28 protein-coding genes are annotated in these 22,958 nt (G+C 67.5%); 8 read left to right on the top strand and 20 right to left on the bottom strand.

The annotated features are described in order from the left end of the window. Positions 1 to 17: 17 nt before the first annotated feature. The 9 genes from hprK to AC13FN_RS02960 all read right to left on the bottom strand — a co-directional run bounded on the left by hprK (position 18) and on the right by AC13FN_RS02960 (position 6,843). The gene (gene hprK, locus AC13FN_RS03000; RefSeq protein WP_005408388.1) at positions 18 to 968 is read right to left on the bottom strand and encodes an HPr(Ser) kinase/phosphatase; all 951 of its coding nucleotides are present in this window, start codon (positions 966 to 968) and stop codon (positions 18 to 20) included. Beyond that, positions 965 to 1,417 carry a PTS sugar transporter subunit IIA gene (locus tag AC13FN_RS02995; RefSeq protein WP_043398359.1) on the bottom strand — a complete coding sequence of 151 codons (453 nt, stop codon included), beginning with the start codon at positions 1,415 to 1,417 and terminating at the stop codon, positions 965 to 967. Before AC13FN_RS02995 ends, hprK begins: the two co-directional genes overlap by 4 nt. A 21-nt stretch (positions 1,418 to 1,438) precedes the next feature. Further along, a complete protein-coding gene (hpf, locus tag AC13FN_RS02990; RefSeq protein ID WP_004147311.1) occupies positions 1,439 to 1,756 on the bottom strand; it encodes a ribosome hibernation-promoting factor, HPF/YfiA family in 318 nt (105 codons plus the stop codon). Positions 1,757 to 1,814: 58 nt separating this feature from the next. Beyond that, on the bottom strand, positions 1,815 to 3,239 hold the full coding sequence (locus AC13FN_RS02985; RefSeq protein ID WP_043398365.1) for an RNA polymerase factor sigma-54: 1,425 nt from the start codon (positions 3,237 to 3,239) through the stop codon (positions 1,815 to 1,817). A 40-nt stretch (positions 3,240 to 3,279) separates the two neighbouring features. Then, positions 3,280 to 3,999, bottom strand: coding sequence for an LPS export ABC transporter ATP-binding protein (gene lptB, locus AC13FN_RS02980; RefSeq protein WP_010483646.1), 720 nt, complete (start codon positions 3,997 to 3,999; stop codon positions 3,280 to 3,282). After that, on the bottom strand, positions 3,999 to 4,550 hold the full coding sequence (gene lptA / locus AC13FN_RS02975; protein WP_043398368.1) for a lipopolysaccharide transport periplasmic protein LptA: 552 nt from the start codon (positions 4,548 to 4,550) through the stop codon (positions 3,999 to 4,001). Before lptA ends, lptB begins: the two co-directional genes overlap by 1 nt. 104 nt (positions 4,551 to 4,654) lie before the next feature. Beyond that, complete coding sequence (gene lptC / locus AC13FN_RS02970; RefSeq protein WP_043398371.1) at positions 4,655 to 5,230, bottom strand: LPS export ABC transporter periplasmic protein LptC; 576 nt, start codon at positions 5,228 to 5,230, stop codon at positions 4,655 to 4,657. Beyond that, the gene (locus tag AC13FN_RS02965) at positions 5,227 to 5,775 is read right to left on the bottom strand and encodes a KdsC family phosphatase (RefSeq protein WP_010483642.1); all 549 of its coding nucleotides are present in this window, start codon (positions 5,773 to 5,775) and stop codon (positions 5,227 to 5,229) included. The genes lptC and AC13FN_RS02965 overlap by 4 nt, the downstream gene beginning before the upstream one ends. Before the next feature lie 66 nt (positions 5,776 to 5,841). After that, positions 5,842 to 6,843 (bottom strand): KpsF/GutQ family sugar-phosphate isomerase, encoded by a 1,002-nt coding sequence (locus AC13FN_RS02960; protein ID WP_043398378.1) that lies wholly within the window; start codon positions 6,841 to 6,843, stop codon positions 5,842 to 5,844. A gap of 54 nt (positions 6,844 to 6,897) precedes the next feature. Between AC13FN_RS02960 and AC13FN_RS02955 the strand changes: the two genes are divergently transcribed. From AC13FN_RS02955 to AC13FN_RS02945, 3 genes are read left to right on the top strand one after another with little or no spacing between them, the layout of a single operon-like run. Further along, positions 6,898 to 7,128, top strand: coding sequence for a BolA family protein (locus AC13FN_RS02955; protein ID WP_005408396.1), 231 nt, complete (start codon positions 6,898 to 6,900; stop codon positions 7,126 to 7,128). A gap of 21 nt (positions 7,129 to 7,149) precedes the next feature. Then, entirely contained in the window at positions 7,150 to 8,421 is a 1,272-nt protein-coding gene (gene murA, locus AC13FN_RS02950; RefSeq protein WP_197577976.1) for a UDP-N-acetylglucosamine 1-carboxyvinyltransferase, read from the top strand. Continuing rightward, complete coding sequence (locus tag AC13FN_RS02945; protein ID WP_019336869.1) at positions 8,418 to 8,744, top strand: hypothetical protein; 327 nt, start codon at positions 8,418 to 8,420, stop codon at positions 8,742 to 8,744. The genes murA and AC13FN_RS02945 overlap by 4 nt, the downstream gene beginning before the upstream one ends. A 77-nt stretch (positions 8,745 to 8,821) precedes the next feature. On the opposite strand, the gene AC13FN_RS02940 is transcribed toward AC13FN_RS02945, so the two are convergent. From AC13FN_RS02940 to purM, 7 genes are all read right to left on the bottom strand, one after another. Continuing rightward, entirely contained in the window at positions 8,822 to 9,505 is a 684-nt protein-coding gene (locus tag AC13FN_RS02940; RefSeq protein WP_049434451.1) for a DUF3108 domain-containing protein, read from the bottom strand. A gap of 2 nt (positions 9,506 to 9,507) precedes the next feature. Beyond that, on the bottom strand, positions 9,508 to 10,332 hold the full coding sequence (locus tag AC13FN_RS02935; RefSeq protein WP_049486823.1) for a DUF3108 domain-containing protein: 825 nt from the start codon (positions 10,330 to 10,332) through the stop codon (positions 9,508 to 9,510). A 67-nt stretch (positions 10,333 to 10,399) separates the two neighbouring features. Continuing rightward, on the bottom strand, positions 10,400 to 11,059 hold the full coding sequence (gene purN, locus AC13FN_RS02930) for a phosphoribosylglycinamide formyltransferase (RefSeq protein ID WP_054171160.1): 660 nt from the start codon (positions 11,057 to 11,059) through the stop codon (positions 10,400 to 10,402). Continuing rightward, positions 11,056 to 11,718 carry a DUF2238 domain-containing protein gene (locus tag AC13FN_RS02925; RefSeq protein ID WP_010483625.1) on the bottom strand — a complete coding sequence of 221 codons (663 nt, stop codon included), beginning with the start codon at positions 11,716 to 11,718 and terminating at the stop codon, positions 11,056 to 11,058. The genes purN and AC13FN_RS02925 overlap by 4 nt, the downstream gene beginning before the upstream one ends. A gap of 41 nt (positions 11,719 to 11,759) precedes the next feature. Continuing rightward, positions 11,760 to 12,182: a hypothetical protein gene (locus tag AC13FN_RS02920; protein WP_054171161.1), complete on the bottom strand. Its 423-nt coding sequence runs from the start codon at positions 12,180 to 12,182 to the stop codon at positions 11,760 to 11,762. Continuing rightward, positions 12,179 to 12,667, bottom strand: coding sequence for a hypothetical protein (locus tag AC13FN_RS02915; RefSeq protein ID WP_401744563.1), 489 nt, complete (start codon positions 12,665 to 12,667; stop codon positions 12,179 to 12,181). The genes AC13FN_RS02920 and AC13FN_RS02915 overlap by 4 nt, the downstream gene beginning before the upstream one ends. 22 nt (positions 12,668 to 12,689) lie before the next feature. After that, entirely contained in the window at positions 12,690 to 13,748 is a 1,059-nt protein-coding gene (gene purM / locus AC13FN_RS02910; RefSeq protein ID WP_010483620.1) for a phosphoribosylformylglycinamidine cyclo-ligase, read from the bottom strand. Between the two features lie 99 nt (positions 13,749 to 13,847). Between purM and AC13FN_RS02905 the strand changes: the two genes are divergently transcribed. The 3 genes from AC13FN_RS02905 to hda are packed head-to-tail and all read left to right on the top strand — an operon-like array spanning position 13,848 to position 16,860. After that, the gene (locus tag AC13FN_RS02905; protein ID WP_197577974.1) at positions 13,848 to 14,987 is read left to right on the top strand and encodes a DUF2066 domain-containing protein; all 1,140 of its coding nucleotides are present in this window, start codon (positions 13,848 to 13,850) and stop codon (positions 14,985 to 14,987) included. Then, positions 14,984 to 16,153 carry an AI-2E family transporter gene (locus tag AC13FN_RS02900; RefSeq protein WP_054171163.1) on the top strand — a complete coding sequence of 390 codons (1,170 nt, stop codon included), beginning with the start codon at positions 14,984 to 14,986 and terminating at the stop codon, positions 16,151 to 16,153. Before AC13FN_RS02905 ends, AC13FN_RS02900 begins: the two co-directional genes overlap by 4 nt. Then, entirely contained in the window at positions 16,153 to 16,860 is a 708-nt protein-coding gene (hda, locus tag AC13FN_RS02895) for a DnaA regulatory inactivator Hda (RefSeq protein ID WP_019336863.1), read from the top strand. The genes AC13FN_RS02900 and hda overlap by 1 nt, the downstream gene beginning before the upstream one ends. A gap of 487 nt (positions 16,861 to 17,347) precedes the next feature. Here the strand turns inward: hda and murU are convergent, their stop codons facing one another. The 4 genes from murU to AC13FN_RS02875 all read right to left on the bottom strand — a co-directional run bounded on the left by murU (position 17,348) and on the right by AC13FN_RS02875 (position 20,978). Then, positions 17,348 to 18,058, bottom strand: coding sequence for an N-acetylmuramate alpha-1-phosphate uridylyltransferase MurU (gene murU, locus AC13FN_RS02890; protein ID WP_482985181.1), 711 nt, complete (start codon positions 18,056 to 18,058; stop codon positions 17,348 to 17,350). After that, positions 18,055 to 19,080: an aminoglycoside phosphotransferase family protein gene (locus tag AC13FN_RS02885; protein WP_197644157.1), complete on the bottom strand. Its 1,026-nt coding sequence runs from the start codon at positions 19,078 to 19,080 to the stop codon at positions 18,055 to 18,057. The genes murU and AC13FN_RS02885 overlap by 4 nt, the downstream gene beginning before the upstream one ends. A 64-nt stretch (positions 19,081 to 19,144) precedes the next feature. Next, positions 19,145 to 19,414 carry a GlsB/YeaQ/YmgE family stress response membrane protein gene (locus tag AC13FN_RS02880; protein WP_010483608.1) on the bottom strand — a complete coding sequence of 90 codons (270 nt, stop codon included), beginning with the start codon at positions 19,412 to 19,414 and terminating at the stop codon, positions 19,145 to 19,147. Between the two features lie 70 nt (positions 19,415 to 19,484). Next, positions 19,485 to 20,978, bottom strand: coding sequence for a M20/M25/M40 family metallo-hydrolase (locus AC13FN_RS02875; RefSeq protein WP_197579600.1), 1,494 nt, complete (start codon positions 20,976 to 20,978; stop codon positions 19,485 to 19,487). Between the two features lie 201 nt (positions 20,979 to 21,179). On the opposite strand from AC13FN_RS02875, the gene AC13FN_RS02870 reads away from it, so the two are divergent. Together AC13FN_RS02870 and AC13FN_RS02865 are read left to right on the top strand one after the other, a co-directional pair. Then, positions 21,180 to 21,506 carry a ComEA family DNA-binding protein gene (locus AC13FN_RS02870; RefSeq protein WP_012510302.1) on the top strand — a complete coding sequence of 109 codons (327 nt, stop codon included), beginning with the start codon at positions 21,180 to 21,182 and terminating at the stop codon, positions 21,504 to 21,506. Between the two features lie 352 nt (positions 21,507 to 21,858). Next, positions 21,859 to 22,944 (top strand): L,D-transpeptidase, encoded by a 1,086-nt coding sequence (locus tag AC13FN_RS02865; protein WP_482985182.1) that lies wholly within the window; start codon positions 21,859 to 21,861, stop codon positions 22,942 to 22,944. Positions 22,945 to 22,958 lie beyond the last annotated feature (14 nt).

Genomic DNA, 22,958 nt, shown 5'->3' with positions numbered 1-22,958 from the left:
TTCGAAGGGCAGGGGAATCAGGGCGTTCGCCGTTCCAGCAGGTTGCTGTGGCGGGCGATGAACATCGCCGCCGGGTCGATGCCCTTGGTACGCAGGATATGCAGGCGGGTGGCGGCTTCGGTCAGCACGGCCAGGTTACGGCCAGGCATCACCGGCAGGGTGATCAGCGGAACATCCAGGTCCAGCACATGGCGGGTGCCCGAGTCGCCGGTCAGGCGCTCGTAGCCATGCGGGGTGGGTTCGGTCATCGGCTTGGTCAGGTGGACGATCAGCCGAAGGTACTTGTTCTTCTTTACAGCTGTGTCGCCAAACATCTCGCGCACGTTCAGCACGCCCAGGCCGCGCACTTCCAGCAGGTCCTGCAGCAGTTCGGGACAGGTGCCATCGAGCACGTCGGGCGCGATCTGGGTGAATTCGGGGGCATCGTCGGCGACCAGGCGATGGCCACGGCTGAGCAGTTCCAGCGCCAGCTCGCTCTTGCCCGACCCGGCCTCACCGGTGATCAGCACGCCGATCGAGTAGATCTCCATGAATACGCCATGCAGGATCACCCGCGGTGCCAGCGTACGCGCCAGGTGGTAGGACAGGTGGTTGAGCAGTTCGTGGCCGCGCTTGGGCGACAGCCACAGCGGCGTGCCGGATTCATCGGCGGCGGCACGCAGGTCTTCCGGGCAGGCCTGGTTGCGGGTCAGCACCAGCGCCAGCGGGTGCGACTGCATGATCTTTTCGATGGTCTCCCAACGCTGGCGCGGTTCCAGCGCATCCAGCCAGGACAGTTCCTCGGTGCCCAGGATCTGCACCTTGTTGGGATAGATCGCATTGAGGTAGCCGGCCAGCGAGGGGCGCCGCGAGACCGTGTTGCCGGCCTCCAGCTCGCGCTTCTCGCCGGACTTGCCGGCAGCCCAGCGCAGCCCCAGCCGCTCGCGCTGCTGTTCGAACAGTTCACGGGCGGTGATGCTGGTATTCATGCGGCACTCGCAGGTGGGGTCATGTCCAGCGCCTCGCGCAGGGCCCGGGCATCGCCCGCTTCGCGCAGGGCCTGGCGGATGTCCGGCGCCGAGAACAGCTCGGCCAGCTCGGACAGCAACATCAGGTGCTGGTGGGTGTAGTGGGCGGGGACGGCCATGGCGAACACCAGGTCCACCGGCTCTTCGCCGCCGAAGTCGACCGGGGTGGCCAACCGCAGCAGGGCGCCGCGGGGGCGGTCCAGGGTTGGCGCGCGGCCGTGGGGAATGGCGATGCCGTGACCGATCACGGTGCTGCCAAGCGCTTCGCGCTGGCACAGGTTCAGATAGATCTGTTCGGCGTTGGCCTGGCGGCAGGCCAGCAACCCGGCGGCGGCCTGCAGGACGCTGTCGCGGTCGGTGGCCGTGCAGAGCTGGGTCTGCACGGCCGCCAGGAGGTCAGTCAGGGGCATGTCTGCGGGGAACGGTGGCGATCAGCCACCATTGTCGCCCACCGGCAGCGGCGCGTGCTGCTGTTTTTTCTCCTTGTGCTTGATCACCAGGCGGTCAAGCTTGTCCGCAAGCAGGTCGATCGCGGCATACATGGTCTGGGCATTGGCCTCGGCGTGCAGGGTCTGGCCGGGAATGTTGAGGCTGGCGTCGACGTGGTGTTCGGTCTTCTGCAGCTTGAGGGTCACCCGCGCTTCGCAGTGCTGGTCGAAGTGTTTGCCGATCCGGGCCAGCTTCTCCTCTACATAGGACTGCAGGGCCGGGGTGACTTCGACATCTTTGCCAAACGTTTCGATGCGCATCGGGTTTCTCCTGTGTTCGGATGTGCCAATGAACCTCTCCGCCGGGCGCGGCGGCGCGTCAAGCGATTCTGACCCTTTCGTGCGAGGCGGAAATGTTCATGGCTTCACGATACTTCGCCACGGTGCGCCGCGCTACTGGAATTCCCGACGATTTGAGCAGGTCAGCCAGCTTGGCGTCAGAAAGCGGCTTGCGCGGGTTCTCGTCGTCGATCAGGCGCCGGATCATCGCCTGGATGGCCGTGCTGGACGCCTCGCCGCCGCCCTCGGTATCAATACCGGAGGCGAAGAAGGCGCGCAGCGGCAGGGTGCCGCGCGGGGTACGCACGTGCTTGCGGGCGATCGCACGCGACACCGTGGATTCGTGCAGGCCGAGCTCGGCGGCGATCTCGCGCAGGGTCAGTGGGCGCAGCGCCTGCTCACCGAACTCAAGGAAGCCGGCCTGCTGCAGGATCAGGCTGCGCACGACGCGCAGCAGGGTTTCGCCACGCTGCTGCAGCCCTTTCAGCAGCCAGCGCGCTTCCTGCAGCTGGGCACGCAGGTAGCCGGCATCGGCGTCGCCACAGCGTCGGATCAGCTGTTCGTAGCCGCGGTGGATCACCACCTTCGGTCCGGCATGCGCGGCCAGCGCCGCGCGCCACACGCCGTTCTGCCGCCACACCACCACGTCCGGCACCACATAGGTGTCCTGCGACAGCGGCGCGATCTGCGTGCCCGGGCGCGGGTCCAGCGAGCGCAGCAGCGCGACAGCAGTCTCGACCTCGTCCAGCGGCTGCTTCAACTCATGGGCAAGCCCGGCGACGCCGCTGCGTGGCAACCGTTCCAAGGGTCCTGCGGCAATCTGTCGCGCCAGGATCAGGCCGGGCGTGTCGCCGGCCAGCACATCCAGCTGCAGCAGCAGGCATTCGCCCAGCGTGCGTGCAGCCACACCCACCGGATCGAAGCGCTGGATGCGATGCAGCACGGCGAGGATCTCGTCCTCGTCGGCGTGGATCGCCGGCAACAGGGTTTCCGCGATGGTGGCCAGCGGCTCGCGCAGGTACCCGTCGTCGTCCAACGCATCGATCAGTGCGGCACCGATGCTGCGATCACGCAAGGACAGATGCGACAGATGCAGCTGCCACAGCAGATGGTCGGCCAATGTTTCGGTTTCGGCTACGCGCTCGGCAGCGCTGCCGTTGTCGTCGTCATCGTCGAAGGTGCCGCCGCTGCCGGCCGCGCTCCAGTCCAGTTCGGCCGGTGCCCAGTCGTCACCGGCATCGGTGCGTTCTGCGGGGGCGTCACTGTCGTTGCCATCGCCGGCTTCGTTGGCGGTACTGCTGCTGTCACTGCTGTCGGCCCAGTCCAGCAGTGGATTGCTTTCCACCGCCTGCGCGATTTCCAGCTCCAGCTCGGTGGTGGACATCTGCAGCAGCTTGATCGCCTGCTGCAACTGGGGCGTGAGCACCAGGTGCTGTCCCAACGATGTCTGCAGCCGAGTCTTCATGCCTGTGCCGAAAGGAAGGAGAGGGACCCGGCGACTGCACTCACAGCTTGAAGGAATCCCCGAGGTAGACGCGACGTACATCGGCGTTGTCCAGGATCGCTTCCGGCGAACCCTGGGCCAGCACGCTGCCCTCGGCGAGGATATACGCGCGGTCGCAGATACCCAAGGTCTCGCGCACGTTGTGGTCGGTGATCAGCACGCCGATGCCACGCTGCTTGAGATGGGTGACGATGCGCTGGATCTCACCGACCGAAATCGGGTCGACACCGGCGAACGGTTCGTCGAGCAGGATCAGGCGCGGCTGCGCGGCCAGGGCACGGGCGATCTCGCAGCGGCGACGTTCGCCACCGGACAGGCTGGCGCCGAGCTGGTCGGCGACGTGGCCCAGCTGCAGTTCGTCGAGCAGGCTGTTCAGTTCGCGCTCGCGGCCCTTCGAATCGAGGTCCTCGCGCAGTTCCAGCACCAGGCGGATGTTGTCGGCCACGGTCAGCTTGCGGAACACCGACGGTTCCTGCGGCAGGTAGCCCACGCCCTGCTTGGCGCGGGTATACATCGGATCGCCGGTGATGTCCTTGCCATCGAGCACGATGCTGCCAGCGTCAGCCGCAACCAGGCCGACGATCATGTAGAAGCAGGTGGTCTTGCCCGCGCCGTTGGGGCCGAGCAGGCCGACAACTTCACCGGCGTCGAGGGTCAGCCCGAAGTCCTTGACGACTTCGCGTTGCTTGTACTTCTTGCGCAGGCCCTTGGCGACGAGCATTACTTCTTGCTCCCGGCCGGCTGTGCCGGCGTGGTGGCCCTGGGCTGTGCCGCCGGCGCGGCCGGGGTCTTGCTCTTCGGCGGGATGACGGTGCGCACGCGGCTGCCGTCGCCACCGGAGTTCATTTCGCCGGTACGGGTGTTGTAGACCATGCGCTGGCCGGCGTTGGTGCCGCGCGCGCTGGTGACCTTGTAGTTGCCGGTCAGGGTGATTATCTCGGTCTTGATGTCGTAGTCGATGCGGTCGGCCAGCGCATCCATCCAGGTGCCGTCATCAAGCTGCTGCTTCATCTTGGCCTGCTTGCCGGTGAACACCACACGCACCGCTTCTCCGTCCTTGAGGTAGATCTCGGCCTCGGAGGAGCGCAGGTCCAGCGTACCCTGGGTGATGATCACGCCCTGCGACAGCACGGTCTTGCCGTCGCCGGTGAGCATGCCCGACTGGGCGCCGGAATCGATGTGCATGTCTTCGTTGCGGTCGGTGGACTTGGCGAAGGCGGCGCTGGGGACAAGAAGACCAAGCGCGAGTACAGCGGCAAAGGGAATCTTCATCGGGGTCCGTTCTACCGGTGGGGGCCTCCCGGCTGGACCGGGGGCGGGCGGGTGGAGCTGCCGGCCTTGCGCCTGTCCGGAGACGTCGCAGGCTGGCGGCGGAATCAGCGCTTGGGCGTGTAGCGGCCCTTGGACTGGCTGAGGAAATGATACGTGTTGTTCTTCGAATCCACTTCGAAGCCCACACCGGACTGTTCCATGCCCGGGCGGGTCATGGTCACCAGGGCGTCGGTACGGGCGCGGTTTTCCTTCGGGAACACGTCCAGATGGTCGGTGCGGAAGGTGGTCGGCACCGTGCCCGGGCCGGCCGGGCTGTCGCCAGCGACATTGCCGCGCAGCTTCATCTCGTCGCCCTTGGCACTGAGCCAGCCGGTCTCGGCACGCAGGGTCCAGTGCTTGCCATCCTTGTCCGGCATCTCGAACAGCGGCGTGGCGATGTTGATGGTCTGGTCACCGCGCTGGCGCTCCAGCAGCGGCGCACGCAGCGTGGTCGATTCCTTGCCCTGCTCATCCAGGGCGACGATCTGGAAGTCGTGCAGGACGTAGTCCACGCCGACTTCCTGGCCACCCTTGGCTGGCCCCTTGTCGCGGTTGCGCAGCGCCGCCCAGCTGCTCAGCAGGGCGGCCAGCAGCAGGCCGATGCCGAGCACGGTGCGCCAGTTGAGGGTAGGCAGGTTCATGCGCCGAACCTCGCCAGCACGGCGTCCACATGCCCCTGCGCGGCCAGCAGGATGTCGCACAGCTCACGTGCGGCGCCCAGTCCGCCCTCGGCGCGCGTCTGCCAATGCACGCGCTCGGCGATCCACGGATGGGCGTTGGCCGGGGCCACCGCCAGGCCGACCGCACCCAGTGGCGCCAGGTCGGGCAGGTCATCGCCCATGAACGCCACCTGTTCCAGGCCGATGCCGTGCTGCGCGCACAGCGCCTGCACGCTGGCCAGCTTGTCGCCCACGGCGATCTGGGTATCGATGCCGAGGTCGGCGCCGCGCTTGAGCGCGGACTGGCTGTTGCGCGCGGTGATCAGCACCGGATGGATGCCGTGCTGCTGCAGCAGTTTCAGGCCCAGACCGTCCTGCACGAAGTACGCCTTGCTCTCGTTGCCGTCCTTGTCGTAGTACAGCCGACCGTCGGTGAGGGTGCCGTCCACGTCGAAGCAGGCCAGGCGGATACGGGCCGCGGCGGCATGCAGATGGGCGGGGAAGGCGGGCAGGGGGGACCAGGGCATCAGGGCGGCAGGCTCGTTGGGGGCAGGTGCGGCGTTACAGACTGAATGGGGTCTACGGACTGTCGGTTAAACCACCCGGGCCCGCAACAGGTCATGAATGTTCAGGGCGCCGACCGCGCGGCCCTGGCCATCGACCACGATCAGGCCGGTGATCTTGTGGGTTTCCATCAGCCGGGCCGCCTCGACCGCGAGCTGGTCAGCACCGATGGTGCGCGGGTTGCGGGTCATCACATCGGCGATCTTCGCGGTGCGCACGTCCAGCGCGCTGTCCAGCGCACGGCGCAGGTCACCGTCGGTGAACAGGCCGATCAGCACGCCGTCGGCATCGACCACGGCGGTCATGCCCAGCCGTTTGCGGCTCATTTCCATCAGCGCTTCGCTGAGGCTGGCGTCGGCGCCCACGCTGGGCAGGTCCTCGCCGGTGTGCATCACGTCGGTGATGTGCAGCAACAGGCGGCGGCCGAGGCTGCCGGCCGGGTGCGAGCGGGCGAAGTCATCGGCGGTGAAGCCGCGCGCGTCGAGCAGGGCCACGGCCAGCGCATCGCCCATCGCCAGCGAGGCGGTGGTACTGGAGGTCGGTGCCAGCGCCAGCGGGCAGGCCTCGGCCGGCACGCTCACGTCCAGATGGATGTCGGCGGCGGTGGCGAGGCTGGACTGCGGGCGGCCGGTCATGGAAATCAGCACGTTGCCCTGGCGCTTGAGCACCGGCAGCAGCATCAGCACCTCGTCGGACTCGCCCGAATAGGACAGGGCCAGTACCACGTCGTCCTCGGTGATCATGCCCAGGTCGCCGTGGCCGGCTTCGCCCGGGTGCACGTAGAACGCCGGCGTACCCGTAGAGGCCAGGGTGGCGGCGATCTTGCGGGCGATATGCCCGGACTTGCCCATGCCGGTGGCGACCACCCGCCCGCGGCTGGTCAGGATCGCCTGGCAGGCCTGCTGGAAGGCCTCGCCAAGGCGGTCGGCCACGGCATCCAGCGCCTGCCGCTCGATCTCGAAGACGCGGCGGCCGCTGGCGACCAGGCCGGCAGGGTCGACGGAACGGGGGGGCAACAGGGATTCGGCCATGCGGACGCCACGCAGCGGAAGTAGAATGGAGGCACATTTTATTAGGAAAGCCCGTTGGACGCCGACACCATCCGCAATCTGATCGAAACCGGCCTGCCCGGCGCCCGCGCCGACGTGCAGGGCGACGATGGCGTGCATTTCGAAGCGACCGTGGTCTGCGAGGCCTTTGCCGGCAAGATGCCGCTGGCTCGCCACCGCATGGTGTATGCCACGCTGGGCGACCTGATGGGCGGCGCGATCCACGCGCTGGCGCTAAAAACCGTGACCCCGGCCGAAGCCGGCTGAACCGCAGAAGATCCCGAATACATGGCCAAGATCGTTGTGACCGGCGGCGCTGCGCTGCACGGTGAAGTGAGCATCTCCGGCGCCAAGAACGCCGTCCTCCCCATTCTCTGCGCGACCCTGCTGGCCGATGCGCCGGTGGAGATCACCAACGTGCCGCACCTGCACGACGTGGTCACCACGGTGAAGCTGCTGGGCGAGCTGGGGGCCAAGGTCACCATCGACCAGGGCACGCTGTCGCGCGGCAGCGCGATCGTGGTCGACCCGCGTTCGGTCAACCAGCACGTGGCACCGTATGAGCTGGTCAAGACCATGCGCGCCTCGATCCTGGTGCTGGGCCCGCTGCTGGCCCGCTTCGGCGCGGCCGAAGTATCGCTGCCTGGCGGCTGCGCGATCGGTTCGCGTCCGGTCGACCAGCACATCAAGGGCCTGCAGGCGCTGGGTGCCGAGATCGTGGTCGAGAACGGCTTCATCAAGGCCACCGCCAAGCGCCTGAAGGGCGGCCATTTCACTTTCGACATGGTCAGCGTCACCGGCACCGAGAACGTGCTGATGGGTGCGGTGCTGGCTGAAGGCACCACCATCCTCGACAACTGCGCGATGGAACCGGAAGTGACCGATCTGGCGCACTGCCTGATCGCGCTGGGCGCGAAGATCGAAGGCCTGGGCACCGCCCGCCTGGTGATCGAAGGCGTCGAGCGCCTGTCCGGTGGCCGCCACGAAGTGCTGCCCGACCGCATCGAGACCGGCACCTTCCTGGTGGCCGCAGCGATGACCGGCGGCAAGGTCACCGTCAACCGCGCGCGCCCGAACACCATGGACGCGGTGCTGTCCAAGCTGGTCGAGGCCGGTGCGAAGATCGAGACCACCGACGACACCATCACCCTGGACATGCAGGGCAAGCGGCCGAAGGCGGTCAACCTGACCACCGCGCCGTACCCGGCATTCCCGACCGACATGCAGGCGCAGTTCATGGCGCTCAACTGCGTGGCCGAGGGCGTGGGCGTGATCAACGAAACGATCTTCGAGAACCGTTTCATGCACGTCAACGAACTGCTGCGCCTGGGTGCGGACATCCAGGTCGAAGGGCATACCGCCATCGTGCGTGGCAGCGAGCACCTGAGCGGTGCACCGGTGATGGCGACCGACCTGCGTGCGTCGGCGTCGCTGATCCTGGCCGGCCTGATGGCCAGCGGCGACACCACCATCGACCGCATCTACCACCTTGATCGTGGCTACGAGAACATCGAAGAGAAGCTGTCTTCGCTCGGCGCCACCATCCGGCGCGTGCCATGATCCTGCGCGGCAAGTTCAGCCCGCGTCGCAAGGCGCTGCTGGCCCTGGTGCTGATCGTGCTGGCGTGGCTGGGCTATGCCTGGTACGCCAACATCGCCATCACCCGGGGCATCGAGCAGAAGGACATGGACTGGAATGGCGATGGCACGGTCACGCGTGATGAAATCATCGAGTCGTTCTATGCGGTCGCAGTGAACGACAGCCAGGACGGCAACCGTCATTGCCGCACCTTCGTCTGGCGCAGCACCGGTGAGCAGATCCGCGTGGACTGCCGCACCGAGTTCAAGGCGGCCGAAGAGAAACCGGCCGAAGCGAAGAAGTAAGAAAACGCCCGCGGAAGCGGGCGTTTCTTTTTGGGATACATCCATCCACGCCATGCGTGGATGACGTGGATCTCCGGTCAGTTCATCGCCTTGATGGTCAGGTCCAGCGCATCGCGGCCGCTCTCACGCTGCAGCATGCGCGCCGGCACCGGGAACTCCGGCACGATCCAGGCGATCAGTTCCTTGTTGCCGTCGGCGCGCGAGACCTTGGTGGCCTCGTAGCTCTTGCCGCCCACGGTGATCGATTCCTTGCCGATCACGCGGTACGTCATGTTCTTGATGCGGCCTTCGTCGACCATGCGATAGGTCAGCGGCTTGCCGGCGGCCAGGTCACGGGCGATCGCCAGGTTGATCAGCAGCGCGTCCATGTCGCCCGCCTTCAGCGCGATGGGGCCCGCACGGTCCGGCTTGATGTCGCCGGTCCAGGTGGCCTGGTTGCTGGTCCAGTTGTAGTTGGCCTGCACGTTGCGCTTCTTCACCAGCAGTGCCGAACGGTCCTGGCTGCTGAGTGGGCGCAGCTGGCCACGCACTTCCTCGAACACCGTGCTCTGGCTCAGGTCGGCCAGCTGGTTCTTCACCTGCAGGCTGTAGCGCCACTTGTTGCTGCCTTCGCTGGCCAGGGTCATGGTGCCGTTGGCCTGCATGCCCATGTAGCTGGCCAGGTAATCCGCCTTGAACGGTTCCAGGGCCATGGCCGGCAGGCTGGCCACGGTCAGGGCAGCGGCTGCGATCCAGGTGAGGTGGCGGGTCAGGGTGTTCATGCTCAGACTCCTTGGTATTCGATCAGGCGCAGATCGACGCGATCTTCGCCGTCTTCGCGTTGCAGGATGCGCACCGGGGTGGGGACACCGTTGGCGATCCAGAGAATGGTTTCGTTTCTGCCGCCGTTGGTCCGGTAGACCCGCAGCGCGTTGTAGGACAGGTCGCCGACCTCGACGTTCTCGGTCTGCGGCGCGGCCTGGTAGTCGTGTTCGCGGACCTTGCCCATGTCCACGTAGCGGTAATGCATGGCGGCGCCCGGGCGGGCATCGCGCATGATCGCCAGATTGATCAGCAGCGCGCTCTGGTCACCCGCCTGCAGCGGGATCGGCTGCGCGCGTTCCTTCTTGACGTCACCGGTCCATTGCGCGGTGCCGGCCTGCCAGTTGTAGGTACCGACCGCCTTCTTGCCCAGGAACAGGCCCTTGCGCACCGTGCTCTGGCTGAGCGGCGCATACACGCCGCCGCGCTCCTCGAACACCGTGCTCTGCTCGATGTTCAGGCCCAGCACGCTGGCAAAGCCGCGGCGGCCGACCACCTGCATGTCCACCCGCCACTGGCTGCCGCCGGTGTGGGTGACCTGCATGCTGGCATCGCCCGCTTCCTTGCCCTTGTAGAAGGCCTGGTAGGTGGCGCTGAAGGGCTGCAGCGGCGGTGGCTCCCAGGCCAGTGCCGGTGGCATCGGTACGGCCGGCGCCTCGGCAGGCGGCTGCGCTGCAGGCACCGGTGCCGGCGGGGTGGCGGGCGCCGGTGCCTGTCCCCAGCCCACGCCGGGGAACACGGCAAGCGACAGCAGCAATGAAGTGGACAGCAGGGTCGTGGTCTTCATGGAGGACAGGGACCGCAGGAGGGGGCAGGATGCCAGCCCCGCAGTCAGCGGGGCGTGTGCAAGGGCGTTACCGGTTCAGATTCCCGGCGGAATCTAGGGCCAACGGGCTAAACAGGGGGTGACCGTCCAGTTGCGGCTGGCCCTCCCGTTCAGCCAGGCGGCCAGCGCACAACAGCTGCAGGGTGGCGATCAGCAGCGGATGCTCCACCGCCAGCACGCGCTCGGCCAAGCTGTGCGCGTCGTCGCCCGGCAGCACGGGAACCCGCACCTGCGCCAGCACGGCTCCGGCATCCAGCTCGGGCACCACCAGGTGCACGCTGGCACCGTGTTCGGCATCACCGGCCTGCAGCGCCCGCGCGTGGGTGTCCAGGCCCTTGTGCAGCGGCAGCAGCGACGGATGGATGTTGACCAGCCGGCCATTGAAGCGCTGCACGAAGGCCGCGCCGAGGATGCGCATGTAGCCTGCACAGACGATCCAGTCCGGCTGTACTGCGGCAAGCGCATCGCCCAGTGCCTGCTCGTAGGCGGCGCGGTCGCTGAAGGACTTCGGCGTGTGTGCCCAGCGCAGGTTCGGTGCGACGCGCTGCAGGGCCTCTGCAGCAGGGCGGTCGGAGAACACGCCGACCACCTCGGCCGGCAGGCGGCCGCTGCCGATCGCGTCGAGGATGGCCTGCAGGTTGCTGCCGCGGCCCGAGGCGAGCACGGCGATGCGGGTTGGGGCGGTCATTGCAGGGAACTCCGGCGGATCAGTGGCCACGTCAGCAGGCTGCCGACGGTCGCCATCAGCATGTCGGCATGCGCATCCCACATATCACCCTGCTGGCCGTTGTAGGCCTCGGCGGCATCCGGCGACAGCGCCAGCGCGATGGCCCACTCGAACCATTCGTAGACCAGGCTGGCACACATCACCGTCATCACCGCCAGGGTGAAGGCCTGGCCCAGGCGCAGCGCGGGCCACGCATGGCGCGCCAGCTGCAGCAGCGCGGGAGTGAAGCAGACGCCGAACAGGAAGTGGATGAGGCGGTCGAAGTGATTGCGCTGCCAGCCGAAGGCCGCATTCGGCGACCAGCCGGTCAGCGCCTGCGCCCAGGCGTCGTAGGGCACGTTGGAATACAGCCAGCGCGCCGCCACGCAGTGCAGCGCGATGAAGCCGCAGATGGCGATGAAGGCGCCGTTGCCCAGCCAGCCGCCGCGACGGTCGACCCACAGCAGCGCGGCCAGCCCGATCACGGTCAGGGTGCTGTGCAGGGCCTGTTCGGTAGGCCACAGCGGGTGGACCCAGCTGATGGCGAACACCGCCAGTACGGTGGCAAAGGCCAGCTTCTTGGGGCCCGAGAAGCGGTGGGTGGTGGGCGAAGTGGACGTCGGGAGGGCAGGCGCGGACATGGGAAATCGATCAGGACAGGACAAGGCGTCTGCCGGCAGGTTCAGACACTGAGGTGGTCGCCGCGGTCGAACAGCGCGGCCATTTCAGGCTTGGACAGGAACACCCAGGCATAGGCGGCCAAGGCCATGCCCAGCGGGCCGGCCAGTACGCCCAGCCAGGCTGCGCGCTGGCACCAGGCCAGCCCGGTGCGATGTGACAGCTGGCGCGCGGTGTGCAGCTGCACGAACCCCAGCACGGCGGCCAGCCCGGCGATCGACGCATAGACCGTGGTCAGCATCCAGGCATCGTCCAGCCCGCGTGACTGGGCCACCCAGCCGCTGAGGCCGAGGAACGCCACTGTGGCGACCCAATGGAAACCGGCCAACGCGTAGAACAGCACTTTCAGCGTCTGCAGATGGCTGGTCAGCTGCAGCTGCGCCAGGGTCTGATGTGGCAGCGGCGGCGGATTGCCGGAGGCGGTCATGCGGTCGCGGCGGGAAGGTCGAAGGCGGCCTTGACCTGCGGGCGCAGCAGGGTGATCAGGCTGAACACCCCCAGTGCGGTGCCGATCGGCGTGAACAGGCAGGCCAGGCCGGCCACGATCAGGCACAGCAGGTAGCGGCGGCGACGGGTCAGGCAGCGGCCGGCGTAGGCCACGAACGCGCCCAGGGTAACGCCACCGAACACGATGACGCAGCCGACGATGGTGAACATCCAGCCGAACAGGCGCTCCTCGGCCGGCGATGACGGCTGGCCGCCGGAATTCATCGGCAGGTTGCCGGTGAGCGCGGTGATGCCCAGCACGATGTGGATGATGAAGATCAGCGAGAACAGCGCGATCAGGGCGCCGACCACGTAGTGCGCGATGGCCAGCATGCGCAGGTGATCGGCATCCTGCGCGCTGAACACCGGTACCGTCGCCAGCGGCGGCGGCACGGGGGCGGGCGACAAGGGGGGCGTTGCGTCCATGCGGGCTCCTGGGTTGCCGGGATCAGCCGATGTGGACGCGCTCGGCGCCTTCGGCGGTGACCACCTGGCCGATGGTCCAGTGCTCCAGGCCCTGCGCCTTGACCGCGTCGGACACTGCAGCCACCTGGTCCGGCGCCACGATCAGCACGAAGCCGATGCCGCAGTTGAAGGTGCGCCACATTTCACTGTCGGCCACCGCGCCTTCCTTCTGCAGCCACTGGAACACCGGCGGCAGGGTCCACGACGAGGCCTGGATGTCCAGGCCCAGGCCTTCGGGCACCACACGGATGATGTTCTCGGTCAGGCCGCCACCGGTGATGTGGGCCATGCCGTGGATGGCCTCGCCGTGCGACTTCAGCAGCGACAGGATCGGCTTGACGTACAGGCGGGTCGGCGCCATCAGCGCATCGACCAGCTTCACGCCGCCTTCCAGCTCCAGATCGGCCGGGCGACCGGCGCGGTCGTAGATGCGGCGCACCAGCGAGTAACCGTTGGAGTGCGGGCCGGACGAGGCGATGCCGATCAGCACGTCGCCGGCGGCCACGCTGGCGCCGTCCTTCAGCTCGCTCTTCTCGACCGCAGCGACCGTGAAGCCGGCCAGGTCGTACTCGCCCGGGGCATACATGTCGGGCATTTCAGCGGTTTCGCCGCCGATCAGGGCGCAGCCGGCCTCGGTGCAGCCGTTGGCGATGCCGCCCACGACCGCCGCCGCGGTGTCGATGTCGAGCTTGCCGGTGGCGAAGTAGTCCAGGAAGAACAGCGGCTCGGCACCCTGCACCAGCACGTCGTTCACGCACATGGCGACCAGGTCGATGCCGATCGTATCGTGGCGGTTCAGCTGGTGGGCCAGCTTCAGCTTGGTGCCCACGCCGTCGGTGCCCGACACCAGCACCGGCTCGCGGTACTTGTTGGACAGGTCGAACAGGGCGCCGAAGCCACCCAGGCCGCCCATCACTTCCGGGCGGAAGCTGCGCTTGACCAGGGGCTTGATCCGCTCGACCAGCTCGTTGCCGGCGTCGATGTCGACACCCGCGTCACGGTAGGTGAGGGGGGAGGGGGCGGAAGACGGGGTGTTGGTCACGGGCGTCGGCGCTGGCAGGGGTTGAACGGGCGATTTTAACAGGCCGCATTGGCGCAAAGGCCGTATTCGGGCAACAATTCCCCCGGATACGTCGAGCCAATGGATGTCCTGATGCGCCGCAGCCTGATTCTGACCCTGCTCCTTGCGCTGAGCCTGCCGGTGGCCACGATGGCCCAGAGCGGCCTGCGCACCGAGGGTGATGTTGCCACCGCCACCGGCGCGTACGAGGCCGAAGTGCCCGTCAACAGCCAAGCCGAAGCCGACCGCAACGGCGCCCTGGCCCGCGCCTTGAGCGTTGTACTGGGCAAATTGTCCGGCGATCGCAGCGTGATGTCGCGCCCTGGCGTGGCGCAGGCGCTGCGCAATGCCAAGGATTACGTGGCCAGCTACGACTACAAGCAGGACCAGAGCGTGAGCGCCAGTGGCGCCCCCAGCTTCCGTACCCTGCTGGTGGCCCGCTTCCGCGAGGACGATGTCGATTCGCTGGTGTCGGCGCTGGGCCTGCCGCTGTGGCCGCAGCCGCGCCCGAAGCCGGTGCTGTGGCTGGCCGTCGACGACGGCAGTGGTCCGCGCCTGGTCAGCGTGCAGCAGGCCAACGCCGCCCGCCCGTTGCTGAACCGCGCCATCGAGCGCGGCTACAAGCTGGGCCTGCCCAGCGGTGGTGCCGCCGAACAGGCACTGGCCGGTGCCATCTGGCGCCAGGACAGCGCCGCCGTGGCCCGCGCCTCTTCGCGCTACTCGCCGCCGATGCAGCTGATCGGCAAGCTGTACCGCGCCAACGGTGGCTGGCAGGCGGACTGGGTGTTCGTCGACAACGGCCGTGAGCTGAACAAGTGGACCAGCAAGGACGCCAATGCCATGCGCGCGATGGCCGCCGGTGCCGACGGTGCCGCCGATGCGCTGGTCAAGCGCTATGCCAAGGCCGGCGCTGCCGTCGGCCAGGCCGGCAGCTACCGGGTGGTGGTCACCGGTATCAACAGCGCCGACGACTACCTGCGCCTGGCTGCCGGCCTGCGCGAGGTGCCGGTGGTGCGCAACGTCACCCCGCTGCACGCTTCGGCCGGCCAGCTGGAGCTGAGCCTGGAGATGACCACCGGCCTGGCCGGCTTCAACCGCATGCTGGGCGACAACGGCGTGCTGGTGCCGAGCGCGCCGCTGCCGGCGCTGCCGACGCCGATCGATGACACCACCGGTACTCCGGTGGCCCCGCCGGTCAGCAACGAGTACCGCCTGCGATGACTCTGACCCCGGAAGCGGAAATCGCGCAGTTCCTGCGCCGCCTGAAGTACATCCTGTTCGCCGGCCTGATCGGCTGGGTGGTATGGCTGCTGGCGCCGATCCTGACCCCATTCGTGCTGGCGCTGGCGCTGGCCTGGCTGGGCGATCCGCTGGTGGACCGCATCGAGGCCACCGGCCGCTCGCGCATGACCGGCGTGGTGCTGGTGTTCGCCGCGATGGTGCTGGTGATCGTGGCGCTGCTGCTGGTGCTGGTGCCGATGATCGAGCGCCAGATCACCACCCTGATCGCGGTCGCGCCGCAGGCACAGGCGTGGTTGATGGAAAAGGGCATTCCCTGGTTCGAGCAGAAGACCGGCCTGGAAGTGATGCAGTGGATGGATCCGGACCGTCTGATTGAATGGGTGCGCAGCCACTGGCAGCAGGCCGGCGGCTTCGCCACCACGTTCATGGGCTACGTCTCGCGCTCGGGCTTCGCGATGGTGACCTGGGTGGTCAACATCCTGCTGCTGCCGATCCTGGCGTTCTACTTCCTGCGTGACTGGGACAAGCTGGTCGAGCGGGTGGCGTCGGTGATTCCGCGCAACCAGATCGGCACCATCAGCGCGCTGGCGCGTGAGTCCAACGAGGTGCTGGGCGCGTTCATCCGCGGCCAGTTCCTGGTGATGCTGGCGCTGGGCGTGATCTATGCCGGCGGCCTGTCGCTGGTCGGCCTCAAGCTGGGCCTGCTGATCGGCCTGATTGCCGGCCTGATCAGCTTCATCCCGTACCTGGGCGCGACCACCGGCATCCTGATGGCGATCGTGGCGGCGCTGGTGCAGGCGCAGGGCTTCGATCTGAAGCTGCTGATCCTGGTCGGCGTGGTGTTCACCGTCGGCCAGCTGCTGGAGAGCTACGTGCTGACCCCGCGCATCGTCGGCGACAAGATCGGCCTGCACCCGGTGGCGGTGATCTTCGCGGTGATGGCTGGTGGCCAGCTGTTCGGCTTCCTCGGCATGCTGCTGGCGCTGCCGGTGGCGGCGGTGACCAACGTGCTGCTGCGCTATGCGCACCAGCGTTATCGCCAGAGCGAGCTGTACGTGGGCGAGAAGCCTGCGATCGTGCTTGATGGCGTGGTCGATGCCCCCCATATCATCATTCCGAACGACAAGGGCCCCGACCTGAAGTGATGGGTGTGCCGCAACTGCCGCTGGCCCTGCATTACCCGCGGGACCAGCGCCTGGAGACCTTCATCGGCGCGCCGGATGGCGCGCTGGCGCAGCTGCGCGCGATCGCGGTGGGTGCCAGCCACGACTGGGTCTACCTGGAAGGTGCGGCGGGCACGGGCAAGACCCACCAGGCGCTGGCGATGTGTTCCAGCGCCGAGCAGGCCGGGCGCCTGCCGACCTACGTGCCGCTGGCCAGTGCGGCCGGCCGCGTGCGTGCGGCGCTGGATGGGCTGGAGGTGCGAGAGCTGGTGGCGCTGGACGGCCTGGATGAGATCGCGGGCAATCGCGAAGACGAGATCGCGCTGTTTGATTTCCACAACCGCGCGCGCGCTGCGGGCGTGACCGTGCTGTACACGGCGCAGAAGGCGCCGGAAGAACTGGGCCTGGTACTGCCCGACCTGCGTTCGCGGCTGGGCCAGTGCGTGCGCGTGCTGCTGCAGCCGTTGGATGAGGAAGGTCGCGCGGCGGTGCTGCGTGAGCGTGCACTGCGCCGTGGCCTGGCGATTGACGAGGCGGCCATCGAGTGGCTGCTGTCGCACACCGGCCGTGAGCTGGGTGGGTTGATCACGCTGCTGGACTGGCTGGACCGCGAGTCGCTGGCGGCGAAGCGGCGGATCACCGTACCGTTCCTGCGCCAAGTGCTGGAAGAAGGCCGGCCGCGTTACTGAGGGTGGGGTTTGTTTGCAGGGCTGCGCCCTGCACCCGCAGAAGCAACGTCAACGTCAAAAGCTGGCTATCCGTGGGATGGCGGGGTGGGTCCGGTTGCGGGGGACGCTGCAAGTACGTCCATGTAAGCTCGGTCGCCGCATCCATGCGGCTCACGCCCCCGCAACCGGACCCACCCCGCCTTCGACAGGTTCCCGCGATCTGCCGGGACTGCGTACTGCACTACTGACGGCTGTTGGTGGGTGTCGACCTTGGTCGACACCAGAGCAAGCGCAGCGAAGCGACCCGCTTTTGCTCTTCTTTCTTTTCTTCCGTGGCTGGACGCGCAAGGAAACTGTCAGAGGCCGGGCGGGGTGGGCTGCGCAGGGGCGTGAGCCGCATGGATGCGGCGACCGAGCTTACATGGACGTACTTGCAGCGTCCCCTGCGCAGCCCACCCCGACCGGCCAAGCACGGCTTCTGCTTTCAATGAGTCCAGCCACGAGGGGCTCAGCCGTTCGCCGCCAACTCAACATCCAGCGCGCGCAGGCGATCCACGGTACCCACGTCGGTCCAACGCCCGCGATGGTGCTGCCCCGTCATCAACCCCTGCGCCATGAAATGCTTCTGCAGCGGCACCACCGAGAACTTCGGCGGAACACGCTCGCTACCCGGCGCATCGCCGATCACCGTGCGCCAGTCGGCCACGATCGAAGGGCGGTAGACACCGATGCCGGCATAGGTCAGGCACGGTCCTTCGCGGTCGTGATGCAGCAGCCCCTGCGCATCGAGGCGGTAATCACCTTCGGGGTGTTGCGCCGGGTTGTCGACCAGCACCAGGTGCGCCTGGCCCTGTGGTTCGCGCGGCAGCGTGGCGAAATCGAAATCAGTCCAGATGTCGCCGTTCACCACCAGGAACGGGGCGTCGCCCAGCACCGGCAAAGCGTTGAGGATGCCGCCGCCGGTTTCCAGTGGGGTCTGCCCTTCGTACATGAAATGCAGGCGCAGGCCCCATTGGCTGCCATCGCCCAGCGTCGCCGGGAACTGTTCGGCCAGCCATGCGGTATTGACCACCACCTCGCGCACGCCGAGCGCGGCGAGGCGTTCCAGGTGCCAGACGATCAAGGGCTTGCCGGCCACTTCCAGCAACGGTTTGGGCGTGTGCAGGGTCAGCGGGCGCATGCGCTCGCCGAGGCCTGCGGCAAAGACCAGGGCTTTCATCGGGCCGCGCGCATCGGTGCAGCCAGTTCGGCCAGCGCCGGCTTGATGCGGTCGTCCAGCAACTGCTGCAGCGGCGCCAGTTCGCGATAGCGCGGCAGCACTTCATCCAGATAGGTGATGAAGCGCGGCGCGTCGTCGAGGTAATGGCCCTTGTTGTCGCGGTAGCGCAGGCGGCAGAACAGGCCAAGGATCTTTACGTGGCGCTGGATGCCCATCCAGTCGGCATCGCGCAGGAAGGTGGCGCGGTCGGGCACCGGCAGGCCGGCATCGCGAGCACGCTCGTGGTACTGCGCCAGCCACTCGTCCACACGCTGCAGTGGCCAGCTCAGGAAGGCGTCCTTGAACAGGCTCATCGCATCGTAGGCGATCGGCCCGCGCACCAGGTCCTGGAAATCCAGCACGGCGGGACCGTCGTCGACCGGCATCAGGTTGCGCGGCATGTAGTCGCGATGGGTCATCAGCTGGGCCTGGCCCAGCGCGTTGTCCATCAGGCGGCGATGCACCAGCTGCAGGCCTTCGATCTCGCCGCAGTCCAGCTCCAGGTTTAGGTGGCGCTGCAGGAACCATTCGTCGAACAGGCCAGCGTCACGCTGCAGCAGCGCTTCGCCGAACTGGCCGAAGTCGGCCGGCACCGGGATCGCCTGCAGGCGCAGCAGCTGTTCGATCGAGCGACCGAACCATTCGTCAGCGTTGCGCTCGTCGAGGATCTTCGCCAGGGTCGGGCCGCCGAGGTCTTCCAGCAGCAGGAAGCCGGCATCCAGATCCTGTGCCAGCAGCGCGGGCACACGCAGGCCGTTGTCGTGCAGCAGGCCGCGCATGCGCAGCCACGGCCGCGGATCTTCCAGCCCCGGCGGGGCATCCATCACGATGTGGCTGCCACCGGTGCTGGTGGTGCGCCAGTAGCTGCGCATGCCGGCATCGACCGAGGCGCGTTCGACCACCGCGTTGGCATCGTCGAGCTGGGTACGGGCCCACTGCAGGCGCTGCGCGCTGCGCTGGGGATCGGAGGCGGGTTCGGTCATGCAGGCATATCCGGGCGCGCTGGGCGCGCCTACGTCGGGAACAGAAAGGGAAAGGGGGCCGGGGTCAGCGGCGGCCGCTGAACAGTCGCAGGACCGCCAGCACGGCCACTGCACCCACTACCGCACCGAGGAAACCGGCCGGCTCACCGGGGGCGTACCAGCCCATGTACTGGCCAAACCAGCCGGCCAGCAGCGCACCGAGGATGCCCAGCACGATGGTCAGCAGGCAGCCCATGCGGTTGTTGCCGGGCATGAAGAAACGCCCGAGCAGGCCGACGAAGAAGCCGACCAGGATGATGTACAGCCAGCTGCTGCTGCCGAACAGACCATTCATGCGCGCGATTTCCAGCAAGGGTGGACGCAGCCTAGCAAGGCCAGACTGCGTCCGTCACGGTGTGACGTAATCAGCAGCAGCCGTGGTCGCCGTGGCGGGTGCCACTGTCGGCAGCCACCGGCGAACCGCTGGTCTCGCCGCGCAGGCTGGCGGCGTAGTGCTCGCTGATCACCTTGGACACGCAGGCGGTGACCTTCTTGCCCATCGGGATGTGCAGGAACTCGTTCGGGCCGTGCGCGTTGGAGTGCGGGCCAAGCACGCCGGTGATCATGAACTGGGCGCCCGGGAACTTCTCACCCAGCATGCCCATGAACGGGATCGAGCCGCCTTCGCCCATGTACATCGCCGGCTTGCCGAAGAAGGCCTGGCTGGCGTCGTCGATGGCCTGGGTCAGCCACGGTGCCATGGCCGGGGCGTTCCAGCCGGTGGAGGCCTTTTCCAGGTCCAGGGTGACCTGCGCGCCGTTCGGCGGGTCGCGCAGCAGCGCTTCCTTCAGCAGCTCGCCGCAGGTCTTGCCATCGGCGGTCGGCGGCAGGCGCAGCGACAGCTTCACCGAGGTCTGCGGGCGCAGCACGTTGCCGGCCGATTCCAGCGGCGGCATGCCGCCGACGCCGGTGACCGACAGCGCCGGGCGCCAGGTGCGGTTGAGCACCAGCTCGGTCAGATCCTCGTTCATCGGGCGCAGGCCGTCGACCATCGGGAACTTCTCGAAGATCTCGGTATCAACCACTTCGGCGGCGCGCTTGGCCTGTTCCTGGCGCTCGGCCGGAATCTCGACGTTCATGCCGTCGATCAGGATGCGGCCAGTGTCCTGGTCCTCGATGCGCGACAGCAGCTGGCGCAGCAGGCGGAAGCTGGACGGCACCACGCCGGAGGCATCGCCGGAATGCACGCCTTCGTTGAGCACCTTCACGGTGAAGTTGCCGCCGGTCAGGCCGCGCAGCGAGGTGGTGCACCACAGCTGGTCGTAGTTGGCGCAGCCCGAATCCAGGCAGACCACCAGCGACGGCTTGCCGATGCGGTCGGCCAGGTGGTCGACGTAGGCCGGCAGGTCGTAGCTGCCCGATTCTTCACAGGCTTCGATCAGCACCACGCAGCGGGCGTGCGGCAGGCCCTGGGCCTGCAGCGCCAGTACGGCGGCCAGCGAGCCGAAGATGGCGTAACCGTCGTCGGCGCCGCCGCGGCCATACAGCTTGTCGCCGCGCAGGACCGGGGTCCACGGGCCGAGGTCGTCGTCCCAGCCGGTCATTTCCGGCTGCTTGTCCAGGTGGCCGTAGAGCAGGATGGTGTCGTCGCCGGTTTCGGCGCCGGTAGCCGGAATTTCCAGGAAGATCAGCGGGGTACGGCCTTCCAGGCGCACCACTTCAACCTTCAGGCCGGGCAGCTGCTGGGCCTTGGCCCAGTTCTCCATCAGCGTGACCGCCTGTTCCATGTAGCCGTTCTGCACCCAATTGGCGTCGAACATCGGCGACTTGTTGGGAATGCGGATGTAGTCGACCAACTGCGGGACGATCTCGCTGTCCCACTTGTCATTGACGAATTGGCCGAGCTTGGCGCTGTCCATCTGAAACTCCGATTGCATGGGCTGTGATCGCGACATTCTACGCCTGTGCCGTGGGTAGGGTTTTTCCTACATCACGTCGGGTATTTGGCTGGCTTTTAGAAATCCAGGAAACCGATAGGCTGTGTGCATGTGGTGACGGACACTGTTCCTACCGACGGGATTGCCGGTCGGGACGGCCAGAACCACAAGGAGATACACGTCGTGCCTTGGAGTGTCGTGTTGAGGGCACTGGTGCTGGTCGTGTGGATCGCTGGGGCGCATGCCGCCGAACCGATCGACATCAACCGTGCCGATGCCCAGGCGCTGCAGCAGGGATTGACGATGGTCGGAGCCGCCAAGGCCGAGGCGATCGTCGAGCACCGGCGCAGACACGGCCCGTTTCATCGCGTCGAGGACCTGACGCAGGTGAAGGGGATAGGGAAAGCAATCGTCGAACGGAATCGACAGCGGATCACCGTAGGCAACAGGTTGTTGCCGGCGGATCCGGTACCCGGATCGGTACCGGTGCGAACCGTACCGAGGCGCTGACAGCAGGAATCGTCGGAACCGGCAGGAGGCTGGTTCACCAGTCACGGACAGGAAGGCCGTGACCACCGACCGCCGCAGGACGCGGCACCAATCACCAGGATGGTGGCATCACAGACCTGTGGAAGGGGCTGAGATACAAACAGGACAGACGCGGCCGCGTGCAGGATGCAACGCTACCCCCACAGCGCAGGATGCGAGGGGGCGGCAGCAGGCCGACAAGGACGTAACGATTGCCCGGTACGACACATGGCTGTGTCGCCGGGCAGTTTCATTTCCGGCGCCTGGTTTTGCCGCGACCACCACGGGCCGATGGTGTACGGTGGCCGCTCCGCATGGAAAGGACCCCCGCTGGATGCTTCCGCACCGCCCCACGACCCTGATGCTCGCCCTTGCACTGGCCCTGCCGCTGCTGGCTCATGCCGCTGCGCCGACGCCGGCCGCCAAGCCTGCAGCTGCCGCTGCGGCCACCGCCGAGGTACGCGGGCCGACCGACCTCAAGCCGGGCGAATACCTGTGGCATCCGGAAATCTCGCCGACCGGTCCGATCGTGCTGGTGGTCAGCCTTGATGAGCAGCGCGCCTACGTCTACCGCAATGGCATCGCCATCGGCCTGACCACGATCAGCTCGGGCAAGGCCGGGCACGAGACGCCGACCGGTGTGTTCACCATCCTGCAGAAGGACAAGGACCACAAGTCCAACCTCTACAACAGCGCGCCGATGCCGTACATGCAGCGGCTGACCTGGGACGGTATCGCCCTGCATGGCGGCAGCCTGCCCGGACATCCGGCCTCGCACGGCTGCGTGCGCCTGCCGCAGGCCTTCGCGCAGAAGTTGTTCAGTGAAACCCAGCGCGGCGATACCGTGGTCGTGGCCGATGCCAAGAGCTCGCCGATGACCCTGGCCTATCCGTCGGTGCTGGCGCCGGTCAACGCACGTGGCCAGGCCTTGCCGGAGACCGAGGGCGGCGCGCCGGCGCAGGCCTGGTGGGATGACAGTGCGGCCCCGGCCGGGCAGGTCGGCATCCTGGTCAGCCTGCACGACCAGCGCCTGTACGTGCTGCGCGATGGCGTGATGATCGGCGAGTCGCCGCTGAAGGCCGACGCCTTGCCAGCCTTCCAGGGCACCACCCTGTTCGTGATGGGGCAGGGTTACAGCGATACCCCCAGCCCGCTGGACGTGAACCAGCGCCTGCACCAGTGGACGGCCTACCCGTTGCTGGGCCAGGACCGCGCCCAGGCCACGCCGGACCTGCTGGCCACGCCCTCGCTGCCGATGGCGCTGCCGGCCGATTTCGCCCGCCAGCTGTACCTGGTGCTGGTGCCGGGCACGACCCTGCTGGTGACCTCGCTGCCGGCGGTCCGCCCAAGCCCGGCTGAATCCGGAATGCAGCCGGTCTTGGAATCCGAGCCGCCAGGGTCCACCCTCAAGGGCAACTGAGTCCTCCTGTTGTG

Source organism: Stenotrophomonas sp. 115C5 (assembly GCF_056861055.1).
The sequence above is the reverse complement of the archived record's forward strand: the minus strand, read 5'-3'. Positions and strand labels throughout refer to the sequence as shown.